Here is a 20,281-nt window from a genome sequence, read left to right as displayed (position 1 = left end):
AAAATGATTATTGAAAAAATTAATAACAACGTATGCAATATGAATGATTTTTCAAATACAAAAAAGCATCTTGATAAAATATTGATTTCTAGTGAACTTTTATTGAAGAGGGTTCAGAAATTATTTTCAGAATCTGGTTTTGAAATTGGGGTGTCTTTAGATAATGGGGAAACATTAAAGAATGGTGATATTTTATATGAAGATGAACATCGTATTGTATATATTGAAGTGTTACCAGAAGAGGTAATTGTAATTACTCCAACGTCAATAAAAGAAATGGGAATTATTGCGCATAACTTAGGAAATAGACATTTGCCAGCACAATTCGATGAAGGGTGTATGATTTTGGCGAACGACTACTTAGTAGAAGATTTACTCAAAAAGGAAGGTGTTCCTTATCAAAAAGAAAATAGAGTATTACCAAAACCGTTCAAGCATGCTTCACACAAACATATTTAACCTACTTAACCTACTCCAAATTAGTGATTCGAACTTCCCAACAGGAAGTTTTAGTCACTCTTTTGGATTAGAAACATTTATTCAAGAGGGACAAGTTACAAATAAAGGCGAATTTTTCAAATGGATTAATCGATATGTAAAAGTGCAATTAACACACACGGACGGCTTAATTTGCAAATATACTTACGAAGCCATTAAGAATAATGATGATAAGAAAATTACATTTTTAGATGAATTAATAACGGCACAAACATTGCCGTTTGAATGTAGAAAAGCAAATAGAATGATTAGTAAAAGCACCTCTAAGTTGTGTTGTGAATTGTTTTCATTTGTAAATTTAAATGTGTACAAAGAAAATATTTTTTGTAATAGGTTACAAGGGCATCCGAGTATCGTATACGGAATATTAGGGGCGGAATTGAAAATGACAATAGAAGAAACGCTCTTAGTTTTCTTATATTCATGTGTTGGAAGCATTATTCAAAATGGTGTGAGAGCCATTCCTCTTGGACAGACAGATGGTCAAAAACTATTACAAGAATGCCATGAATTGATCTGTGAATCTATTGATAGAATTCAAATGCTTTCATTAGAGGATTTTGGATTGAATGATCCTGAATTCGAAATAAATCAAATGCAACATGAAGATGTAAATATAAGAGTCTTCATGTCATAGGGAGGAAAAATAAAATGATAAAGCCTATTAAAATTGGTATTGGTGGCCCGGTAGGTGCTGGGAAAACAATGTTAGTTGAAAAGTTAACAAAATATTTAAATACAGATTATGAAATTGCAGCAATTACAAACGATATTTATACGAAAGAAGATGCAAAGATTTTATTGAAAACAGGTGTTTTGCCAGAAGATAGAATTATTGGTGTAGAGACAGGAGGGTGTCCACATACAGCAATTCGAGAGGATGCTTCTATGAATTTTGAAGCAATTGAAGAACTCATGATTAGGCATAATAATTTAGATATTATTTTTATTGAAAGTGGGGGTGATAATTTAGCTGCTACATTTAGTCCAGAGCTAGTGGATTTTTCAATTTATATTATCGATGTGGCACAAGGAGAAAAGATTCCTCGTAAAGGTGGACAAGGAATGATCAAATCTGATGTATTTGTTATTAATAAAACGGATTTGGCACCTTATGTAGGGGCTGATCTTAGAGTTATGGAAGAGGATACGAAAAATTACCGACATAATAAACCATATTTTTTTACAAATTTGAAGGATGAGGAAGGCTTACAGGGATTAATAAATTGGATGCGACAAAACATCATGTTAGAAGGATTGAAAAAATGAAAGCCCCTACAGGTGTCTTAAACATTGATGTGATGGAAAAGAGACATAAAACCGTACCTATTAAGGTTTATCATAAAGATGCCTTAAAAGTAACGCAGCCAATATATTTGGACGATTATGGTAGAGCGTATTACTATATCATGAATTCTGGTGGAGGTTATTTAAAAGGAGACTTCTATTCTATAAATATAAATGTTCGTGAAGATGCGAAAACATATGTAACAAGCCAATCAGCAACGAAAGTTTACAAGACTCCAAATAGTTATGCTTCGCAAGAATTGAATGTTTATATTGGTGAGAATGCTGTTATGGAGTATTTACCAGATCCGTTGATTATGTACAAGGATGCAGCATATAAGCAAAAAACAAATATATATATGCAAAGTAATTCTACATTGATTTTATGCGATTCAGTTACGCCTGGTTGGTCTCCAAATATGGAGAAGTTCACATACCAGTATTTTGATTCGCTAACAAAAATATATATGGAAAACAAACTTGTAGTTTACGATCATCTATTGTTAAACCCTTTCAAAGAGTCGTTAGATCAAATGGGAATATTAAATCAATATTCCCATTATGGTACTTTCATAGTTATTAATGAGAACATTACAAATGATTTAATTGCAGCATTGAAAACTTCGCTTTCTAACACTAACAATATGAAGATTGGAATATCTTCTATGCCATGTAAAGGCTTTGTCATACGCATACTTAGTCATAATACAGAGGATATGGAATCTATATTTTTTCAGTGTCATCGTTTTGTTAGAGAGAATTGTCTGCATGAAGAATTAACATCCTATCGAAAATATTAAGTAGGAGAAGGGGATACTATGACTAATGTGGGATTATTATTTGTCGGTGCAGTTCTATTTATGAATGCACTAGCAGCTTTTAAACTCATTGATAGCAAAAGTGTAGGGTACTTCAATTTGTTTGTAGGGGCATTACAAACTTTGACACCATTATATTTATTATTTACAGGAAGTCAATCCGATGAGTGGACTATCCTATCTAATGGAACTATTTTTTTATTTGGTTTTACTTATTTATATGTTGGCCTTACGAATATATTAAAACTTGATTCTTCAGGTGTAGGTTACTATTCTCTTTGGGTTGCTATTATTGCGACGGTTATGGGAATAGTGAATCAATTACATGAGAGTGGAAGTCTACAAAGTACAATAATTTGGTTCTTTTGGGCGTTCCTTTGGTTTTTATTTTTCCTGCAAGATGGTTTGAAAAAGAAGATTCATATTTATGTAGGGATTGTTTGCTTCGTTGAATCTTGGATTACGGCAACGATACCAGCTCTGTTAACACTTACAAATCATACAGACGTGCTAAATAATTTTGTGATTATTTTAGCGACTGTTATAACGATTTTAGTTTTTATTATGGCACTTTTCTTTTTTAAGAGTATTCAATTTAAAGTAGAAAGGGTTAGTAACTATGTGGAAAAGTGAACTAAAAAAAGCAACTAACTTTTTTGTTATTATTATATTTCTTCATGTGCTTGGAATTCTCTTATTATTACCTGCACTGTATAAAGGCAATAGCATAATTGGAATGGCTATTATTGCATATTCTTTAGGATTGCGTCATGCGTTTGATAGTGATCATATTGTCGCAATTGATAATACTGTTCGGAAATTAATTGAAAAAGGTAAAAACTCACAGGGGGTGGGTTTTTACTTCTCATTAGGACACTCTACTGTAGTATTTGTGATGATCGTATTAATTGCTTTAATTGGAAAAACAGCAAAACATGGAATGGAGAGTTTTTCTACTATAGGCGGTATTATCGGCACAATTGTTTCTAGTACATTTCTTATTATTATCGGTCTTACCAATCTGATGTATCTTATTAAGGTGTTACGAAGCGAAGAGGATAAGCAGCCAGAAAACTTAGGATTTATATACCGTTTCACGCAACGCTTATTTACGTTTATTGATAGTCAAAAGCAATTGTATATAATCGGTTTTTTATTTGGTCTTGGTTTTGATACAGCAAGTGAAATCGGATTAATTGCTCTTTCTACAGTAACTGCAACAAGTCAATCTATCCCGCTTGTAAGTATATTTGCTTTTCCCATTTTGTTTGCTGCAGGAATGTCGTTGATGGATACATTAGATAGTACATTCATGAATACGAATTATAAGTGGGCAATGGAAAATAGTCGAATTAGAAATTCATATAACGTATTAATTACCTCAATATCTGTTATAACGGCTTTTTTAATAGGGGGTTATCAACTATTATCTTTACTTATTGAAAGCTATAATTTACAGGGACCGTTTTGGAATCTCATACAGGTAGTTAATTTTGATTATTTGGGTATATGTCTTGTTGTATTCTTTATTATTTCTCTTATTGTTTTTGCTGTGTGGAATAGAAATGCATTTAAAGAACCACTTACAAAGAGTATAGAGAAATAAAAATATATTGTATGTTATTTGGTTAGTTATGTATATAAAGTAAAGATAAAATCTTATAAAATAATAAAAACACGTTAGATGGAAATACATCTAACGTGTTTTTATTATTTATGTTCCTTATATTCATGTACTTTTTCTTTTACATTACCAACTGTATCTTTTGCATTACCTTTTACTTTATCCCATTTTCCTTCGGCTTGTAATTTCTTATTGTCCGTTACTTTTCCGACAACTTCTTTTACTTCACCTTTTACCTTATCAATGGCACCTTCTACTTTTTCTTTTAAACCATGATCATGCTTTGTCATACATTTCTCCTCCTTGTAGTTTGATTAGAATTCTCTTTTCATATTGCAAGTTGAATGATGTATCTAGTAATAGCGTAACAAATCTAGTTCGAATATTCAAATGATTAATAGAATAGAAAAGGAATTGTCATAAAATGTTTAAGGTTGTAATGCGAAGAGAAAAAATGTTAATTATATGTCTTTCACAGTCCATATTGATTTTGTATAAGCGATTTTCAAATGAGCACGTTCCATATTATTTTGACTACCACTACCAAATCGAGCTTGTCCAACTATTAAATGACAGTCTGTTGCTATAGCTGTTTCTATTCGTTTTTGAATTAATGCAGTATGACAACCTTTACGCTGAAATTCCGGTAAAGTAGCAGAAGCAGCTAATGAGGCAATACCTTTATTTACATACAGTACACCAATGCCTGCAGGGATATTTTGAACTTCAGATATGAAAAAATGCCACCCGGGTTTATTGTAAAGAATTTCGTTATTTTGGCGAACACCATCTTTTGTAAAGGGGGGCATATTAAATCCACGTACATATATGTCTGCAAAAATATCAAACTCATTTTCTTTTAGTTGGCGTACTGAAATGTTAGAAGGAATAAGGGATGGATCTTCTCTCGGTATACTATATAAAGCGGTATGGAAGCTAGAGTGATAAAAACCTTTTTTAGATAAGTATTGAAATAGTTCATCTGTACCTTGCGCTGGTGTAATTTCAAAACGACAAGGGATTTGTAGCGATTCATAATAAGAGATGATTTCATCTATCGCATCTGTATTTGTATATGTAATACCTTTTACCGTATTAAAAGCAGGACCAGCAATTACTTTTGATGAAAGGGCAGTAGCACTCCCGAATTTTTTCATTTGTATTTGCATTGGATTTCCGCTCATCGCTTGCAGTGCCTCTAATCTAGAAGAGAGCATATCTATTTCTGCGTTTTCAATTTCTTGTGCTGCATTGAATGTCATAATAGTACTCATAAGATTCCTCCGTCAATTAATATAGTTCATAGTACATATACGATTTTTGTTCTGAGATTCCTGTTGAAATGTAAGAGAATAAGAGGTTTTTTGGAAGGGAAATGGAAGTGAACTGTCGAAGGGAGTGGAAACAGATTAAAGGTGGTGCTCTCATGAAACAGAAAGACGTGCAGACATGCTCTCATTGCGGTTCTCAAAACATAGGAGAAGGTGAGTTTATCGGTTATGCACAAATACGGAAAAAGGAAACGATGTTCACATCTTCACCAGTGGATGCTTATATTTGTACAGATTGCGGGAATATCCTTTCATTAAAGGTACGGAATTATGAAAGGTTTAAGCAGAAGCCGCTATGATTGTTGAGAAGTGGTCATATCCAGCGTTGTATACGAAACGTCTTATATTAAGGGAAATTAATATGAGTGATATTTTACATACATATGAGTATGCCTCAGATAAAGAAATGTCAACGTATACAGTATGGGATGCTCATCAATCGTTACATGACACACAAAAATATATAGAAGAAATTGTGAGTCAATATGAGAAAGAAAAAGTAGCTCCCCTTGGAATTGTATTAAGAGAGGAACAAAAACTCATAGGGACTTGTGGATTTATAAAATATGATGTAACTGAACATAAAGCGGAAATTGCATACGCCTTATCACGAAAATATTTGGGTAGAGGATTAGCTACCGAGGCGGCTTCAGCTTTTTTTAGCTATGGTTTTAATGAGTTACGTCTTAATAGTATTGAAGCAGGATGTAATTCAGAAAATGAAGCATCTGAAAAATTAATGAAACGTTTGAATATGGAATACGATTGTACAATTCAAAAGGATTTGTTCATTAAAGGTAAGTATCGTGATACGAAAAGGTATTGTATATCTAGGAAAAGATATATGAATCAATGAAATATTTTATATTGAAAACTCCTTTAATTGAATAAGGGGGTTTTTGTTTTACATATAACAATAATTACCTTTAATCATTAAAATTGGTTATTGAGAAATATTGTTTTTCTTAATACCACAATCATAGAAGAAAACTAGCTAAATCGTATAGAAAACCGCTATATAACACAATCGCAACCGTAAGTTGACAAAGTGCAACCGCAGGAAGATAGAGATAGGGGCAATGTTTGCATACAATTTAGTTAAGAAAACAAAGGGGGGCACACATATGGGATTTGGTGAGAAGCTTTTTAAATTAAGAAAGGAAAAGGGCCTTTCTCAAGAAGTATTAGCTGAGAAATTAAACACAACAAGGCAAGCAGTTAGTAAATGGGAAAACGGTCAAGGATTTCCTGAAACTGAAAAGTTAATAATGATTGGAAATGTATTTGAAGTATCTCTTGATTACTTATTAAAAGAAACTGCTGAGCAAAGTAATGAAAAGGAAAATGGTTATTATGTAAGTAAGGAAATGGCGGAAGGGTATATAGTGTATGGGCAAAAAATTTCTAAATATATCGCATTAGGATTTAGCTTGCTTATTTTATCTACAATACCGTATTTATTATTTAAAGAAAATGCAACAATGTCTACATTCCTTGTCATTATTATTGCTGTCCTTGGCATTGGAGCGATGATGGTACCTGTAACGATAGAAGAGAGTCGATACAATGTATTAAAAAAGAAGAATTACTATTTGATCCAAACTTTTTAAAAGAATTGACAAAAAGATATGAAGTAATTAAGAAGAGGTATGCTGCAGTGATGATTGTTGGATTTTGTTTTATTGCAGCAGGAGCGATACCATTTTTATTTGAGAAAAAGCATATCACTTCAGGCGAATTAGTGCAGTATTATCCGTACTGTGTTGTACTTATTGCTATTGGAGTCTATCTTTTTGTTCGTGTTGTAGGAGTGTGGGAGATGTATCGAATTTTAGTAGAAAATAAAGAATATAGTAATCGTTTTATCTTTAAACTAAAAAAGAAAGTGAGAGAAAAAGTGGATAATTTTTAATAGGAGAAAACGTGTTTTAATTCGTTTTTTTATTAAAAGCTAAGATAGGAGTGGAATGATGTCAAACCTTTTAGAAATTGAAAATTTGAGTAAATCATTTGGAAACAAAGTTGTTTTAAGAGATGTATCATTCAATGTGCCGTCTGGATCAATTGTTGGATTTATTGGTGATAATGGAGCAGGTAAATCAACAACATTTAAAACAGTACTACAATTAATTTCTAAAGATAGCGGTACAGTAAAAATATTTGGTGAAGAAAATATAAATAAACATGCCAAGATTAAGGAAAAGATTGGAGTCGTATTTGATGCTATGAATCTACCGGCTCATCTTACAATAAAACAACTAAATAAGGTTTTTGAAAAGATGTTTGAATCTTGGGACATAGAAAATTTTTATCGATTAGTTCATTCTTTCTCTTTACCTACTGATGAAAAAGTAGGTGAATTCTCACGTGGGATGTCAATGAAACTATCCATAGCTGTTGCATTGTCGCATAATGCAAAATTATTAATCCTAGATGAAGCGACGGGAGGTCTTGATCCTTCATCTAGGGAGGGCGTGTTAGAGGAATTAAAAAGTTTTGTGAGTAAAAGTAATGGTGGTATATTACTTTCTTCTCATATTATGAGTGATGTAGAAAAAATAGCTAGCCACCTTATCATTATAAAAGATGGAGAAATTTTATTGAATGAAGAAAAAGATAAGGTTTTGGACAGTTACGCCATTGTAGATGTTGATGTGGAACAACTAACTTTAATCAACAAAGATATAGTTGTGGCAAAGAGGAACCATGGTTCTTATTTCAATGTACTCGTATCAGATGTACATAAATTACCAAGTGGGATTGCTCATAGAACCATCTCGATAGAAGAAATGAGTGTCTTATTAACGAGGAGTGAAAAATAAATGAGAGGTTTATTATTGACAAACTATTACCTAGTGTATCGAACTTTCTTTATGTTCATGGGAATAGCGATATTGGGAGTGGGATTCGTGTTTTATTTTGGTGATGCTTCAATGTACCGTTTAATTGCTACGTTCATTATCTTATTTGCTGCGATTCCTGCACTTGAAGTTATTAAATATGAGAGTAAGTCGGGTTATGAAAAGTATGTACTTACTTTACCAGTTACTAGAAGTAATATTGTGCAAAGTCACTATTTTTTCTATTTTTTAGTTGTAATTATTGGTACCTTATTATCTTATGGCGTATTTTATGTATATGGTTTAGTTTCAGATACACCAATTGATGATGGTATATTCAAGAGTGTTTCTTTAGGGACTTTCATCATTCTTAATGCCGGAGCAATAGCCTATCCACTCCTCTATATTTTTGGAGCAGAAAAATCTGATGCTATTACAATTGGAGGCGCATGCGGGGGACTTGTTACTTATTTTGGATTACAAAGTGTAATTGGCTATCTAATAGAACAATTTCCAATATCAAATTTAAATTCATCTGTATACATTTCAATTCTATATACAATATTTGGCGTTATCCTATATATCTTTTCTTTTTTTATTTCGGTATTTATATATCGTAAGAAGGAATTTTAATAGATTCTCTCCTAGTATTTTCTGAATTATTTCCAAAGAAATAATTCAGAAAATACAGAAAAAATATCGTAATTTTTTGTAGAAGTCTGTTATAATGAACAAAATGAAAACGCTTTAAAGGGAGGATGTAAACAGTATGATGATGAATGTACCTCTAACGATTAGTTCTATGATGGAAAGGGCAGAAAAACTATTCCCAAAGAAAGAAATCATTTCACGGACGCATGATACAGTTACGACCTTAACGTATAAGCAGCTAGGGGAAAGGACACGAAGGCTTTCCAGTGCGTTAAAAAAGCTTGGGATTAAAGAAGGCGAGCGCATAGGAACGTTAGCATGGAATCATCATCGACATGTGGAAGCATATTTTGCTATTCCAGGTATTGCTTCCGTTTTACACACAATTAATATTCGTTTATCTCCTCAACATATTTCATACATTATTCAACATGCAGAAGATCGAATTTTACTTATTGATGAAGATCTCGTACCACTTGTTGAAAATATTCAATCACAATTATCAACCGTACAAGCCTACATTATTATGACTGATAAAGACGAACTTCCAAAAACTACACTGCAGCCTGTATATCATTATGAAAAGCTATTAGAAGAAGGCGATTCCAATTTCCAATTTGTAAAAGATATTGATGAAAATACACCTGCTGGTATGTGTTATACGTCAGCGACTACAGGGAATCCAAAAGGTGTTGTTTATACACATCGTAGTACAGTTCTGCACTGTATGGCACTTGGTTTAGCAGATACGACAGCTTTATCAGAAAGTGATGCGGCAATGGCTATTGTACCAATGTTTCATGTGAATGCTTGGGGACTTCCTTTTGCAGCCACTTGGTTTGGAACTAAACAAGTTCTTCCAGGACCGATGTTTACTCCGAAAATTTTATTAGAAATGATTCAAGCTGAAAAAGTAACGATAGCAGCAGGTGTGCCGACAATTTGGCTCGGTGTTTTACAAGAGTTAGAAAATAATAGTTATGATTTATCTAGTATAACGAGATTACTATGCGGAGGCGCAGCTGCACCGAAAAGCGTTATTAAAGCGTTTGAGCAAAAATATAATGTTCCTTTCGTACATGCATATGGCATGACTGAAACGAGTCCACTCGTAACGCTTGCACGTCTAAAAAGCTATGAAACAGATTTGGCGTATGAAGAACAACTTGAGATAAGATCGAAGCAAGGATACCTTGTCCCTGGTGTAGAGATGAAAGTAGTCGGTACAAATGGTGAAGTGAAGTGGGATGGTACGGAGATGGGAGAACTATGTTTACGAGCGCCATGGATCGCTGCAAGCTATTATAACGATGAGCGTACTGTCGAAGGTTTTCGTGATGGTTGGTTATATACAGGAGATGTCGTTACGGTTGACGAGGAAGGGTGCGTAAAGATTGTTGATCGTACGAAGGATGTTATTAAAAGCGGGGGAGAATGGATTTCCTCAGTTGACCTTGAAAATGCTCTAATGGCACATGACGCTATATTTGAAGCGGCTGTCGTTGCAATTCCACACCCGCAGTGGCAAGAGCGCCCAGTTGCCTGCGTTGTTCAAAAGAAAAATAGCACAGTTACAAAAGAAGAATTATATGAGTTTTTAAAACCACAGTTTGCGAAGTGGTGGTTACCAGACGATATTGTATTTATGGAGGAAATCCCGAAAACATCTGTTGGGAAGTTTTTAAAACAGGCGCTTCGGAAAGAACTTGAGCATTTGCATAAAGAGAAATAATTGAATTTATATTTGTAAACTTGTGTGTGTTAATAAGGTTGACAAAAGGCGGATGGAAAGATAATATAACTCCTATAATATGTTATCTAAAATCTAATTTAAGTTTACAAATAGGAGAAGCAAACATGAATACAAAAAACTTAGTTTTCGTCGCTTTATTTAGTTCGATTATGGGAGTGCTAGGGTTAGTTCCTCCGATTGCTCTTTCTATCACACCAGTTCCAATTACATTACAATCACTTGGTGTTATGCTTGCTGGTGGGCTGTTAGGCTCACGTCTTGGTGCATTAAGTCAACTTATTTTCTTACTTATAGTTGGAGTTGGAGCACCATTACTTGCGGGTGGACGCGGGGGTCCAGGCGTATTTGTTGGGCCAAGTGCAGGATATTTACTTGGTTATATTGTAGGAGCATTTGTAATTGGTTATTTCATTGAGCGTTTACGTGAAGTTTCTATTATAAAAGTATTATGCATTAATATAATTGGTGGTATTTTCGTAGTTTATGTATTTGGTATCATTGTACAAGCTTTCGTAATGGATATTTCCGTATGGGAAACGATGAAAGTAAGTGTCGTATTTTTACCAGGTGATTGCATAAAAGCGATTATAGCAGCGATTCTTGTGACAAGGTTACATCGCTCATTGAAACATATTATTACGCCTGCTTTGAAGAATAAAAAAATTACAAATGCAGGATAAGAAAAAGGAGAAACACGTTACGTGCGTGTTTCTTTTTATTATTTTGTAAAGAAAGGACGTCTTATATGGGGATTACAAAAGAATACAAAAAGTATGCCTCTTTACAACCAAATAAAATAGCGATTAAAGAAAATGATAGAGTGTTAACATATAAAGATTGGTTCGAGTCAGTTTGTAAAGTAGCAAACTGGTTGAATGAAAAAGATACAAAAAACAAAACAGTAGCAATTGTTTTAGAAAATTGCGCTGAATTTTTACAAATATTTGCTGGTGCTGCAATGGCTGGATGGGTTTGTGTGCCATTAGATATAAAGTGGAAACAGGGTGAACTTGAGGAAAGAATAGAGCTTAGTAACCCACATATTATTGTTGCAGAGCGGTACAGACTAAATGATATATCTAGGGAAGGAGAACATATACTTTCAATTGATGATTGGAAACAAATGATAGGAATTTATAATTCTACATATCACACGTTAGAAAATGTAGAAAATAATCCTTTTTATATGGGATTTACATCAGGATCTACTGGAAAACCAAAAGCATTTTTACGTGCTCAACAGTCATGGGTACATAGTTTTGATTGCAATGTACATGATTTTCATATAAAAAATACAGATTCTATTTTAATAGCTGGGACGCTTGTTCATTCTTTATTCTTGTATGGAGCAATAAGTGCATTATATTTAGGACAAACGGTGCACATAATGAGAAAGTTTGTACCAGTTCAAGTGCTATCTAGTATAGAGATGGAGAATATTTCTGTCATGTATACAGTCCCTACAATGCTTGAATCTTTGTATAAAGAAAATAAAGTAATTGAAAGTGAAATGAAAATTATTTCGTCAGGAGCGAAATGGGAAGCTGAAGCGAAAGAAAAGATGAAGAATATGTTTCCTTATGCAAAAAGATATGAGTTTTATGGTGCGTCTGAGCTAAGTTTTGTAACGGCATTGGTCGATGAAGAGAGTGAAAGAAAGCCGACTTCAGTAGGGAAACCTTGTCATAATGTACAAGTTCGAATATGTAATGAAGCAGGAGAAGAAGTACAGGTAGGCGAGGTAGGAACTGTTTATGTAAAAAGTGATCAGTTTTTTATGGGCTATGTATCGGATGGAGCTATAATCCCGCAATTGTCCGAAGGTGGCTGGATGACAGTGCAAGATGTGGGCTACCAAGATGAAGAAGGCTTTATATATATTGTTGGTAGAGAGAAGAACATGATTTTATTTGGAGGAATCAATATTTATCCAGAAGAGATAGAAAGTTTGCTATATATGCATCCAGCTGTTGAAGAAATTGTTGTAGTCGGTATAAAAGATAGTTATTGGGGTGAAAAGCCTGTCGCTATCGTAAAAGGAAGTGCTACAAAGCAACAATTAAAGAGTTTTTGCTTACAACGATTATCATCTTTTAAAATACCGAAAGAATGGTACTTTGTTGATGAAATACCTTATACAAATAGCGGGAAAATAGCTCGCAATGCAGCAAAAAATATGATTGAAAACCGGGAGAAGATATATGAATAGGGCGGTTATTGTAGAAGCGAAAAGAACGCCCATTGGTAAAAAAAACGGGATGTTGAAAGATTATGAAGTTCAGCAATTACTAGCGCCGCTTCTTACGTTTCTAAGTAAAGGAATTGAGAGAGAAATAGATGATGTCATATTAGGAAATGTCGTTGGACCGGGAGGTAATGTTGCAAGATTATCTGCTTTAGAAGCTGGGCTTGGTTATCATATACCTGGTGTAACGATTGACCGGCAATGCGGCGCTGGATTGGAAGCAATTCGTACTGCGTGTCATTTTATCGGGGGCGGGGCAGGTAATTGTTATATTGCAGGGGGAGTAGAGAGTACAAGTACGTCGCCTTTTCAAAAGAGAGCACGATTTTCACCTGATACAATCGGAGATCCTGACATGGGAGTAGCGGCTGAATATGTTGCAGAGCGTTATAACATAACGAGGAAAATGCAAGATGAGTACGCTTACCTTAGTTATAAACGGACGCTGCAAGCGTTAGAAAACGGATATATACAAGATGAAATATTGTCTTTTAATGGATTATTAGATGAATCTATAAAGCGAGAAATGAATTATGAAAGAATAATAAAGAGAACAAAGCCTGTATTTTTACAAAATGGAACGGTAACAGCGGGGAATTCATGTGGTGTAAATGACGGCGCATGTGCTGTTTTAGTAATGGAAGAAGAGCAAGCTCGGAAATTAGGATATAAGCCTGTTCTTCGCTTCGTTCACAGTGCTGTAATTGGAGTTGATCCAAATTTTCCAGGGACAGGTCCGATATATGCTGTGAATAAATTATTAAATGAAATGAATTTAAAAGTAGAGGATATAGATTATTTTGAAATAAATGAAGCATTTGCTTCGAAAATTGTGGCATGTGCAAAGGAGTTACAAATTCCGTACGAAAAATTAAATGTAAATGGTGGTGCAATTGCGCTCGGGCATCCGTACGGTGCGTCTGGAGCTATGCTTGTAACACGCTTGTTTTATCAGGCTAAAAGAGAGCATATGAAATATGGAATTGCGACATTAGGAATTGGTGGGGGAATTGGGCTTGCGCTATTATTTGAAAAAGTAGAAGACTAGCGAGGAAATTAGCTATTAAAGAAATCTAATCGGTTTTAGTTTTGTTAAAAAGGGATGTATATAATTAATTCATAACTTTGTAGGGAAACAAGTTGGGAATTAGTAGCACATGGATGTGTATTATAGGAGGGGAATATGAAATTAGGATAAATAACTTTTCTTTCAGTAAAAAATCAGATATTACTAAGTGTGGATTTTAGTGCTAATCTATTCAAATTTACACTGTTAATCCTAAGAAACCCAAAGGAGTACGACATTTGTAAAAACCAAGGAGAGTTGGCTATCCTCTTTTTGTGAAAGTGAATTGTCAGATAATTGTTGAGAAAAATTTATAAACCCCTATTTAATTCCTGTATATGCTATTCTTAGTATAATTTAATGTAGGAGGGTGAGGGGAGATTATGCAAGATTACAAGACAGGCAATGAGAAGATGTCACAGCTATTAAATGAATGGTATTGTGCAATAAGGGCATTACAAACAAAGAAATCTATCGAATTAAAGAAAGAGGTAGATGTTCTCATTGGTAAAATGTCTAAGAAGAATACAGATTTATTGCTACATTACTCCTTGTTAAACTTTAGATATAAAATCCTAACTGATGATTTAGGTGTTAGACAGAATAGTTTTGACTCAATTGATGCTTTAAGCAATTCTGATGACAAACAATTGTCCTATTACTATCATTTATTTAAAGCTATGCATTACACTGTACTTACAGAATACAATGATGCTAAAGAACATTATGAAAAGGCTGGTGTGCTGCTAGAACACATGCATGATGAACTTGAAACAGCGGAATTTTTCTATAGGCTTTCTGCATTTAATTATCAAATTTATGAGCCATTATTAGCTCTTAAATATTCAGATCATGCAAAAGAACTATTTTCTAAACAGATGGGGTGTGAGCTAAACATTGCATCTTGTGAAAATGTTTATGGTCTTGCTTGTGTGGATTTAAAGCAGTATGGAATGGCCGAGGAAACTTTCAATTCCGCAATTAATATTTTGAATAAATCGGATGAAACAAAATTGATTTTGAGAGTAAGAAGTAATTTAGGATGGCTGTATGCAAGCCAAAATTTATCTGAATTAGCTATCAGACAGCTTACAGAAGTAATTAAACACATTCCTAATCATTACAAAGCAATCTTTTCAGAGGCTGAGGCATATTATAACTTAGGGGAAAAAGAGACGGCATCTAAGTTAATTGAGCAAGGTTTAGCTGTCTGCCTTGAGTTTGGCAATGTGGAGTACTTACATAGATTTAGAATATTGCAAGGGTTAAATGATAATGTGCTTGCTAATGAATTAGAACATGTTGTACAGGAAGGTATTTCTTACTTTAAGAGAGAACAACTATTAGAGTGTATCCAAGAATACACTGAGAAATTAGCTGTTAAATTTTATGATGAATGCAACCCCATAAAAGCAAGTGAATATTTTCATCAAAGTACTCAAGTAAGAAAAAAATACAGTGAAAAGGGAGCACTAAAATAATGAAAAAGTTAAAAGTATTGTTATTAGGCATAGCGCTAACTGGTACTTTAGCATTTGGGATAAACTTGGTACAGCATCACGAGGATAGTAACGTATCTCAAGAAAAAGTTGTTGATTATGTGCTATACATGAACAGGGGAGATACTTGGTAAAATAAGCTGACCTGCCACAATTTTAAAGATTACCTTTATAAATATAGGAAAACTTGATACGTTTAGGTTAGTTAAGTATTTAATGGATAATTACTAAGCAGGTGCTTTTCAGCCTCTGCTATTTTTTTTATAAAAAGTAAAGCTGGTGTGTCCTATTTTACTTCCAAATAATGCTAGGAGTAGCTTGTTCTTTTTAGTAATAGCTTTTTTAGTTTCAGCCTATTATTTGAAATCTATGGATTTGATATAATTTGTTGACAAGAACAGATTATAGTGAATTGACTACGTATATTGAAAAATTAAACTTCTTCTTTACGTATGCTATAAAAAAAGTAGCACAAATCACGGTTGTGCTACTAATAGTAGTATCCTTCAAAAAATGTTTTACACTGCTGACTGTAAAGAAGAAACAAGTTGATTTAAAAACTCATCCCCACTCATAATTGCTTTTCCACCGCCGCGAGCATTCTTTTTATTTCCGCCACCTTTTCCTTCAATAGAAGGGAGGGCACCTTTTAAAAGTGTATTCATATCGAGTGTCACTGCTTTACCACAAGCGAGAATACATTGTAATTTGTCCTCATTTTCAATAACGAAATATGTAATTGCGTGTTCTTGTTGTTCCGTAATAATAGCAGCTAGTTTTGCGACTTCTTGCATAGAGCGATTTGTAAATGCTCGAGAGATAAGTGTTCCAGCATGTATTTCTTCCGATTGTTGTAATAGTTCATTTGCTTCTACAAATAATAGTTTTTCATTCATTGCTTGTACTGCCTTTTCGTTTTCTTTTTGAGAGGTAAGAAGTTGTGCTACTTTTGCTGGAATATCAGTTTCGCTACTGTTCAATTGCTTAGAAACATCTGTTAATATTTGTTGATGTTGTCCCATTAATTTAAGAGAGCGCCAACCAGCGATAAATGTTAAGCGTATACCACCTTTATTACGCTCCCATCCTAGTACTTGAATAGGCCCTACTTCACCTGTATGTTTCGGATGTGTTCCGCCACAGCCGTTATAATCGAAGTTTTCGATTATAACAACGCGTATATTTTCTGTCATAGTTGGTTCTTTGCGAAGAGGTAATTTTTTCGCTTCGTCTAAGTTCATCCATTCAATACGAATAGGGTGGTTTTCAAAAACAATTTGATTAGCAATTTGCACGGCCTTCTCAACAGTTTCGATAGAAAGGTTTGTCGTTTCTAAATCAATTGTTACCGTTTCTTTTCCAAGATGGAACCCGATCGTCGGTATGTTAAAGTGATCCCAAAAAGAAGCGGATAAAATGTGCTGAGCCGTATGTTGTTGCATATGGTCAAAACGACGTTGCCAATCTATTTTCCCGTCTACTTCTTCTGTATGTAATTGTTCTGCAATGAAGTGACGAATTTCTCCATCTATTTCTTCAACATTAATTACCGGAATGCCATTTAAAGTTCCAGTGTCATGTGGTTGCCCGCCGCCTGTTGGATAAAATGTAGTTTCATTTAAGACAACATATAAGTTTCCTTCTGTATCATGCTCTTGTTTTATAACTTTAGTTGTAAAGGTTTGCTGATAAGCATCGTTGTAATATAATTTTTGCTCCAATTTTCTTTCCCCTTTCGTGTTAGCTAGTTTCATTGTAAAGCAATTGAAATTAGTTTCCTAATATTTCAGAAGAAAGAAACTATTTTTAGAATTTTCTTGCTATAATAAGAAGAAAATGCGGGGGTGGAATGAATATGCTATATGAAAATGGCGTAGATAAAATGCTTAGTTTAAGCAGAAATATTTCCGAATTATATCGAGAATTAAATGAAATGTCCCGGATTTTAACGGAATGTAATCGAGAAAGTGTGAAATTTGATCGGTTATATGTAAAGGAGTTACTTTGGAAAAAAGAAGATGTGATAGAGAAGTATGATCAATTACTCGTCCAGTTATGTATTAATGAATGCTTTGATTTAAAAAGTGTAATTACTGGCGAATATAAGTATACATATGAAGAAGTAGAAAGCATTGTTTTAGAATTTAATGAAAAGTATAACGTATCTATTTTAATTAAAGATGTTTGTAAGGAATTACAGTTTACATACGGAATTGATATGGAAATAACGAGAACAGCTCGGGTATAAACATCTCAAGTGTAGAAAAAGGAAAAAGAAAGCAGATCCTTTGCTTTCTTTTTTTATGTAAGAAGAGAGTAGGTTTAAAGATGAAGGGGAAGTTACAAAATATTCATCCACTTGGAATGAGTATCATTATAGGGACATTATTTGCTAGGTTTGCAACTTCAATGAGTATTCCTTTTTTAGCAATTTATTTAACGACTGTTAAAGGTGTGTCAGCTGGTATGACAGGTGCTATTATTGGAACGAGTGCGCTTGTTGGAGTGTTTGCTAGTTTTATTGGAGGTAATTTATCGGATCGATTTGGTCGAAAGATGATTATAATATGGTCCATGATTGTTTGGGTGTTTGTATTTATAGGATTTTCAGTTGCAGATCATGTTTTTAGTTTCTTTCTATTAAACGCTTTGAATGGATTATGTCGGTCTTTTTTTGAACCGACATCAAGAGCCTTATTATCAGATTTAACAAAACCAGAGTATCGGTTGCTCGTCTATAACTTACGATATGGTGCAATAAATGTTGGGGTGGCGATGGGGCCACTTGTTGGATTACAGATTGGAAGTGCAAAATCAACGATTCCTTTTTTAGTAGCCGCTGGAGTGTACATTTTATATACAGTTATATTAGCGTTTCAATTTAAGAAATATCCACTTGATAAAAAGAAAGTAACTACAGAAAATCCGGTCACAATGTTAAGTGCGGTTCGGATTTTGCGAAAAGACATAGTATTTTTAGTTGCTTTAGTCGGAATCATTTTGAGTAATAGTGGTTTTTCACATTTAACGACGACACTATCTCAATATTTTGCAAACGCACATATATTTCAAGATGGAGTAAAGTTGTTCTCATATATGCTAACTTTAAATGCGATTACAGTAGTAGTTATTCAATACCCTGTTATTCAAATGTGTAAAAAGTATACGCCGTTAGCATCTATTATGGTTGGAACGTTATTTGTGAGCGGGGGATTGTTTGGATTTGGACTAGTAGAATCTATGTTAGGGGCTGCTATATGTACAATTATTTTTACATTCGGAGAAGTATTAATGTTTTCAATGACAGATGTATTTATTGATGAGATAGCTGTTTCGCATTTGAAAGGGACATATTTTGGAGCTATGGGATTTTCGGGAATTGGAGTAGTAATTGGTCCTTGGTTTGGCGGGATACTTCTCGATCATTATGGATATCAAAATGGCTTTATTGTATTTTTTATATTAGCTGTTTTTTCAACCACTGCATTTCCAGTCCTATTAGTTACAAAAAGCTTAATGAAAAAAAGATATATTAGAAATTCTAAAATAGAAATACATGCGAAATAACATAAGCCCCAGCAAACTAAAAGGTTGCTGGGGCTTATGTTTGTATTTATATTAATCGTTAATTCGAAAAAAGACTTTCTCTTCATGCGTGTTGGCAACTTCATTTTTGGAAATATGAATGGCTAAATATCCATTCTCTAAGCAGGCTAGCATCTTCTTATAAATAATATTAGCAGGTAAAGGAATTATCCGCTGTAAAGAATTATTTTTATGAAGTATGCAAATGTTTAGGCCTGTCTCCATCTTTTTAATGAGTACATCTTGTTCAGTTACATTTAGTACATCTGTTTCCAAAATGTATTCTTGTTCTGTTTCACAAAGGTCAATATGAATTTGATTTGGAAAACTAAAGTTACTATAAGAATCGGAACAAAATTGATCCATCCATTCTTCGAAACCATCAACATGAAAAAGACAATCCTTCTTTTTCTTGCCCATGAAAGACACCCTCCGTAAAATCTCAATTCATACTATGTTATGCATGAATGAAATAGAGGTGAAGAACAAATAGAAAAATATAAACATTTTATGTGAAAGATACAGTGTGTGTGAATGCTTTTGCTTTACATATCATGATGTGCATGATTTTTTTGACGTGAATGATTACGATTTTTAACTTTATGAGATCCACTTAAAGGTTCGGGCTGTCCAGAGGATTGCCCTTTTTTCTCGTTTTGACGATTAGATTGATTATTGTTTTTACCCATTGTATTTTACACCTCCTCTCCCTATTTAGAATGAGAGAAGTTTGCGAATTTATACGAGAATGTTTTTTGAGAAATGGGTAAAGATAAGTAGGACTAACTCATATAGGAAGGGGAAAGTGTTATGCCATATCATAAAGATAAGCAACAGGCTTTTCAGGCCGCGCAGCAAGGGGTTATTCAAGCGGAAAATATATTCAATAATATTGTGAAAAATGACCCGAATTACGGCCATGATTTAAAAGAGTTACGCCAAGAAGTGCAAGAGGCGTACGAACAGATTCAAAATGCACTTGAAGTAGCATCAGAAACGCAGCGTCCACAACTTGAGCAATATGAAAGTAATCTCCAAAATATTATGCGAAATGTAGATCAAATAGAAAAGTGAAAAAGGTTGT

General features: G+C 33.8%; 24 protein-coding genes and 1 pseudogene. 20 read left to right on the top strand and 5 right to left on the bottom strand.

Annotated elements, in window-relative coordinates:
• Positions 1-3 precede the first annotated feature (3 nt).
• From JFT89_RS23390 to JFT89_RS23365, 6 genes are read left to right on the top strand one after another with little or no spacing between them, the layout of a single operon-like run.
• A complete protein-coding gene (locus JFT89_RS23390) occupies positions 4-459 on the top strand; it encodes an urease accessory protein UreE (RefSeq protein WP_002146294.1) in 456 nt (151 codons plus the stop codon).
• Positions 437-1,135 carry an urease accessory protein UreF gene (locus JFT89_RS23385; RefSeq protein ID WP_002146296.1) on the top strand — a complete coding sequence of 233 codons (699 nt, stop codon included), beginning with the start codon at positions 437-439 and terminating at the stop codon, positions 1,133-1,135. The genes JFT89_RS23390 and JFT89_RS23385 overlap by 23 nt, the downstream gene beginning before the upstream one ends.
• A 14-nt stretch (positions 1,136-1,149) precedes the next feature.
• On the top strand, positions 1,150-1,767 hold the full coding sequence (gene ureG / locus JFT89_RS23380; protein WP_002066609.1) for an urease accessory protein UreG: 618 nt from the start codon (positions 1,150-1,152) through the stop codon (positions 1,765-1,767).
• Positions 1,764-2,585, top strand: a complete 822-nt coding sequence (locus JFT89_RS23375) for an urease accessory protein UreD (RefSeq protein ID WP_016096342.1) — start codon at positions 1,764-1,766, stop codon at positions 2,583-2,585. The genes ureG and JFT89_RS23375 overlap by 4 nt, the downstream gene beginning before the upstream one ends.
• 18 nt (positions 2,586-2,603) lie before the next feature.
• Entirely contained in the window at positions 2,604-3,236 is a 633-nt protein-coding gene (locus JFT89_RS23370; RefSeq protein WP_016096343.1) for an AmiS/UreI family transporter, read from the top strand.
• Complete coding sequence (locus JFT89_RS23365) at positions 3,223-4,209, top strand: HoxN/HupN/NixA family nickel/cobalt transporter (protein WP_002146299.1); 987 nt, start codon at positions 3,223-3,225, stop codon at positions 4,207-4,209. Before JFT89_RS23370 ends, JFT89_RS23365 begins: the two co-directional genes overlap by 14 nt.
• Positions 4,210-4,313: 104 nt before the next feature.
• Here the strand turns inward: JFT89_RS23365 and JFT89_RS23360 are convergent, their stop codons facing one another.
• Both JFT89_RS23360 and JFT89_RS23355 read right to left on the bottom strand, forming a co-directional pair.
• Positions 4,314-4,517 carry a CsbD family protein gene (locus JFT89_RS23360; RefSeq protein WP_002066614.1) on the bottom strand — a complete coding sequence of 68 codons (204 nt, stop codon included), beginning with the start codon at positions 4,515-4,517 and terminating at the stop codon, positions 4,314-4,316.
• Between the two features lie 171 nt (positions 4,518-4,688).
• Positions 4,689-5,501, bottom strand: a complete 813-nt coding sequence (locus tag JFT89_RS23355; protein ID WP_201040735.1) for a GNAT family N-acetyltransferase — start codon at positions 5,499-5,501, stop codon at positions 4,689-4,691.
• A 152-nt stretch (positions 5,502-5,653) separates the two neighbouring features.
• On the opposite strand from JFT89_RS23355, the gene JFT89_RS23350 reads away from it, so the two are divergent.
• The 11 genes and pseudogenes from JFT89_RS23350 (at position 5,654) to JFT89_RS23300 (ending at position 15,746) form a co-directional block, all read left to right on the top strand.
• Positions 5,654-5,857, top strand: coding sequence for a hypothetical protein (locus tag JFT89_RS23350; RefSeq protein WP_033708017.1), 204 nt, complete (start codon positions 5,654-5,656; stop codon positions 5,855-5,857).
• Positions 5,854-6,414 carry a GNAT family N-acetyltransferase gene (locus JFT89_RS23345; protein ID WP_016096346.1) on the top strand — a complete coding sequence of 187 codons (561 nt, stop codon included), beginning with the start codon at positions 5,854-5,856 and terminating at the stop codon, positions 6,412-6,414. Before JFT89_RS23350 ends, JFT89_RS23345 begins: the two co-directional genes overlap by 4 nt.
• 268 nt (positions 6,415-6,682) lie before the next feature.
• Positions 6,683-7,470 (top strand): annotated as a pseudogene (locus tag JFT89_RS23340) (helix-turn-helix domain-containing protein).
• 58 nt (positions 7,471-7,528) lie between these two features.
• Entirely contained in the window at positions 7,529-8,380 is an 852-nt protein-coding gene (locus JFT89_RS23335; RefSeq protein WP_016096348.1) for an ABC transporter ATP-binding protein, read from the top strand.
• Positions 8,381-9,031: an ABC-2 transporter permease gene (locus JFT89_RS23330; RefSeq protein WP_201040733.1), complete on the top strand. Its 651-nt coding sequence runs from the start codon at positions 8,381-8,383 to the stop codon at positions 9,029-9,031.
• Positions 9,032-9,167: 136 nt separating this feature from the next.
• Positions 9,168-10,781 (top strand): long-chain fatty acid--CoA ligase, encoded by a 1,614-nt coding sequence (locus JFT89_RS23325; RefSeq protein WP_016096349.1) that lies wholly within the window; start codon positions 9,168-9,170, stop codon positions 10,779-10,781.
• Between the two features lie 125 nt (positions 10,782-10,906).
• On the top strand, positions 10,907-11,482 hold the full coding sequence (locus tag JFT89_RS23320; protein ID WP_016096350.1) for a biotin transporter BioY: 576 nt from the start codon (positions 10,907-10,909) through the stop codon (positions 11,480-11,482).
• A gap of 65 nt (positions 11,483-11,547) precedes the next feature.
• Complete coding sequence (locus tag JFT89_RS23315) at positions 11,548-13,011, top strand: acyl-CoA synthetase (RefSeq protein ID WP_002066625.1); 1,464 nt, start codon at positions 11,548-11,550, stop codon at positions 13,009-13,011.
• The gene (locus tag JFT89_RS23310; RefSeq protein ID WP_201040731.1) at positions 13,004-14,095 is read left to right on the top strand and encodes an acetyl-CoA C-acyltransferase; all 1,092 of its coding nucleotides are present in this window, start codon (positions 13,004-13,006) and stop codon (positions 14,093-14,095) included. Before JFT89_RS23315 ends, JFT89_RS23310 begins: the two co-directional genes overlap by 8 nt.
• Positions 14,096-14,496: 401 nt before the next feature.
• Positions 14,497-15,594: a response regulator aspartate phosphatase gene (locus JFT89_RS23305; protein ID WP_201040730.1), complete on the top strand. Its 1,098-nt coding sequence runs from the start codon at positions 14,497-14,499 to the stop codon at positions 15,592-15,594.
• Positions 15,594-15,746, top strand: a complete 153-nt coding sequence (locus tag JFT89_RS23300) for a Phr family secreted Rap phosphatase inhibitor (protein WP_201040728.1) — start codon at positions 15,594-15,596, stop codon at positions 15,744-15,746. The genes JFT89_RS23305 and JFT89_RS23300 overlap by 1 nt, the downstream gene beginning before the upstream one ends.
• Before the next feature lie 384 nt (positions 15,747-16,130).
• Here the strand turns inward: JFT89_RS23300 and JFT89_RS23295 are convergent, their stop codons facing one another.
• Entirely contained in the window at positions 16,131-17,333 is a 1,203-nt protein-coding gene (locus tag JFT89_RS23295; protein WP_154214057.1) for an alanyl-tRNA editing protein, read from the bottom strand.
• A gap of 128 nt (positions 17,334-17,461) precedes the next feature.
• Here JFT89_RS23295 and JFT89_RS23290 point away from each other — a divergent pair, with 128 nt between their 5' ends.
• Together JFT89_RS23290 and JFT89_RS23285 are read left to right on the top strand one after the other, a co-directional pair.
• Positions 17,462-17,860 (top strand): hypothetical protein, encoded by a 399-nt coding sequence (locus JFT89_RS23290; protein WP_201040726.1) that lies wholly within the window; start codon positions 17,462-17,464, stop codon positions 17,858-17,860.
• An 80-nt stretch (positions 17,861-17,940) separates the two neighbouring features.
• The gene (locus JFT89_RS23285) at positions 17,941-19,179 is read left to right on the top strand and encodes an MDR family MFS transporter (protein WP_002066631.1); all 1,239 of its coding nucleotides are present in this window, start codon (positions 17,941-17,943) and stop codon (positions 19,177-19,179) included.
• Positions 19,180-19,230: 51 nt separating this feature from the next.
• Here the strand turns inward: JFT89_RS23285 and JFT89_RS23280 are convergent, their stop codons facing one another.
• Together JFT89_RS23280 and JFT89_RS23275 are read right to left on the bottom strand one after the other, a co-directional pair.
• Entirely contained in the window at positions 19,231-19,617 is a 387-nt protein-coding gene (locus JFT89_RS23280) for an Hsp20/alpha crystallin family protein (RefSeq protein WP_002066632.1), read from the bottom strand.
• Positions 19,618-19,742: 125 nt separating this feature from the next.
• Positions 19,743-19,886 (bottom strand): small acid-soluble spore protein P, encoded by a 144-nt coding sequence (locus tag JFT89_RS23275; protein ID WP_002014281.1) that lies wholly within the window; start codon positions 19,884-19,886, stop codon positions 19,743-19,745.
• Between the two features lie 121 nt (positions 19,887-20,007).
• Between JFT89_RS23275 and JFT89_RS23270 the strand changes: the two genes are divergently transcribed.
• Positions 20,008-20,271, top strand: coding sequence for a hypothetical protein (locus JFT89_RS23270; protein ID WP_016096357.1), 264 nt, complete (start codon positions 20,008-20,010; stop codon positions 20,269-20,271).
• Positions 20,272-20,281 lie beyond the last annotated feature (10 nt).

Source organism: Bacillus sp. TH25 (assembly GCF_016650935.1).
In the GTDB taxonomy this organism is placed as follows: Bacteria; Bacillota; Bacilli; order Bacillales; family Bacillaceae_G; genus Bacillus_A; species Bacillus_A mycoides.
Note: the sequence above shows the minus strand (reverse complement) of the source record. Positions and strands in the feature narration are given on the sequence as shown.

What these genes read in the sequence shown, in the direction of transcription:
- JFT89_RS23310 (WP_201040731.1), top strand. Translation starts at nt 13,004, where the DNA reads ATGAATAGGGCGGTTATTGTAGAAGCGAAAAGAACGCCCATTGGTAAA.
- JFT89_RS23390 (WP_002146294.1), top strand. Translation starts at nt 4, where the DNA reads ATGATTATTGAAAAAATTAATAACAACGTATGCAATATGAATGATTTT.
- JFT89_RS23330 (WP_201040733.1), top strand. Translation starts at nt 8,381, where the DNA reads ATGAGAGGTTTATTATTGACAAACTATTACCTAGTGTATCGAACTTTC.
- JFT89_RS23315 (WP_002066625.1), top strand. Translation starts at nt 11,548, where the DNA reads ATGGGGATTACAAAAGAATACAAAAAGTATGCCTCTTTACAACCAAAT.
- JFT89_RS23385 (WP_002146296.1), top strand. Translation starts at nt 437, where the DNA reads ATGCTTCACACAAACATATTTAACCTACTTAACCTACTCCAAATTAGT.
- JFT89_RS23375 (WP_016096342.1), top strand. Translation starts at nt 1,764, where the DNA reads ATGAAAGCCCCTACAGGTGTCTTAAACATTGATGTGATGGAAAAGAGA.
- JFT89_RS23370 (WP_016096343.1), top strand. Translation starts at nt 2,604, where the DNA reads ATGACTAATGTGGGATTATTATTTGTCGGTGCAGTTCTATTTATGAAT.
- JFT89_RS23350 (WP_033708017.1), top strand. Translation starts at nt 5,654, where the DNA reads ATGAAACAGAAAGACGTGCAGACATGCTCTCATTGCGGTTCTCAAAAC.
- JFT89_RS23275 (WP_002014281.1), bottom strand. Translation starts at nt 19,886, where the DNA reads ATGGGTAAAAACAATAATCAATCTAATCGTCAAAACGAGAAAAAAGGG.
- JFT89_RS23365 (WP_002146299.1), top strand. Translation starts at nt 3,223, where the DNA reads ATGTGGAAAAGTGAACTAAAAAAAGCAACTAACTTTTTTGTTATTATT.
- JFT89_RS23325 (WP_016096349.1), top strand. Translation starts at nt 9,168, where the DNA reads ATGATGATGAATGTACCTCTAACGATTAGTTCTATGATGGAAAGGGCA.
- JFT89_RS23305 (WP_201040730.1), top strand. Translation starts at nt 14,497, where the DNA reads ATGCAAGATTACAAGACAGGCAATGAGAAGATGTCACAGCTATTAAAT.
- JFT89_RS23335 (WP_016096348.1), top strand. Translation starts at nt 7,529, where the DNA reads ATGTCAAACCTTTTAGAAATTGAAAATTTGAGTAAATCATTTGGAAAC.
- JFT89_RS23355 (WP_201040735.1), bottom strand. Translation starts at nt 5,501, where the DNA reads ATGAGTACTATTATGACATTCAATGCAGCACAAGAAATTGAAAACGCA.
- JFT89_RS23345 (WP_016096346.1), top strand. Translation starts at nt 5,854, where the DNA reads ATGATTGTTGAGAAGTGGTCATATCCAGCGTTGTATACGAAACGTCTT.
- JFT89_RS23285 (WP_002066631.1), top strand. Translation starts at nt 17,941, where the DNA reads ATGAAGGGGAAGTTACAAAATATTCATCCACTTGGAATGAGTATCATT.
- JFT89_RS23270 (WP_016096357.1), top strand. Translation starts at nt 20,008, where the DNA reads ATGCCATATCATAAAGATAAGCAACAGGCTTTTCAGGCCGCGCAGCAA.
- JFT89_RS23360 (WP_002066614.1), bottom strand. Translation starts at nt 4,517, where the DNA reads ATGACAAAGCATGATCATGGTTTAAAAGAAAAAGTAGAAGGTGCCATT.
- JFT89_RS23300 (WP_201040728.1), top strand. Translation starts at nt 15,594, where the DNA reads ATGAAAAAGTTAAAAGTATTGTTATTAGGCATAGCGCTAACTGGTACT.
- ureG (WP_002066609.1), top strand. Translation starts at nt 1,150, where the DNA reads ATGATAAAGCCTATTAAAATTGGTATTGGTGGCCCGGTAGGTGCTGGG.
- JFT89_RS23280 (WP_002066632.1), bottom strand. Translation starts at nt 19,617, where the DNA reads ATGGGCAAGAAAAAGAAGGATTGTCTTTTTCATGTTGATGGTTTCGAA.
- JFT89_RS23290 (WP_201040726.1), top strand. Translation starts at nt 17,462, where the DNA reads ATGAATATGCTATATGAAAATGGCGTAGATAAAATGCTTAGTTTAAGC.
- JFT89_RS23320 (WP_016096350.1), top strand. Translation starts at nt 10,907, where the DNA reads ATGAATACAAAAAACTTAGTTTTCGTCGCTTTATTTAGTTCGATTATG.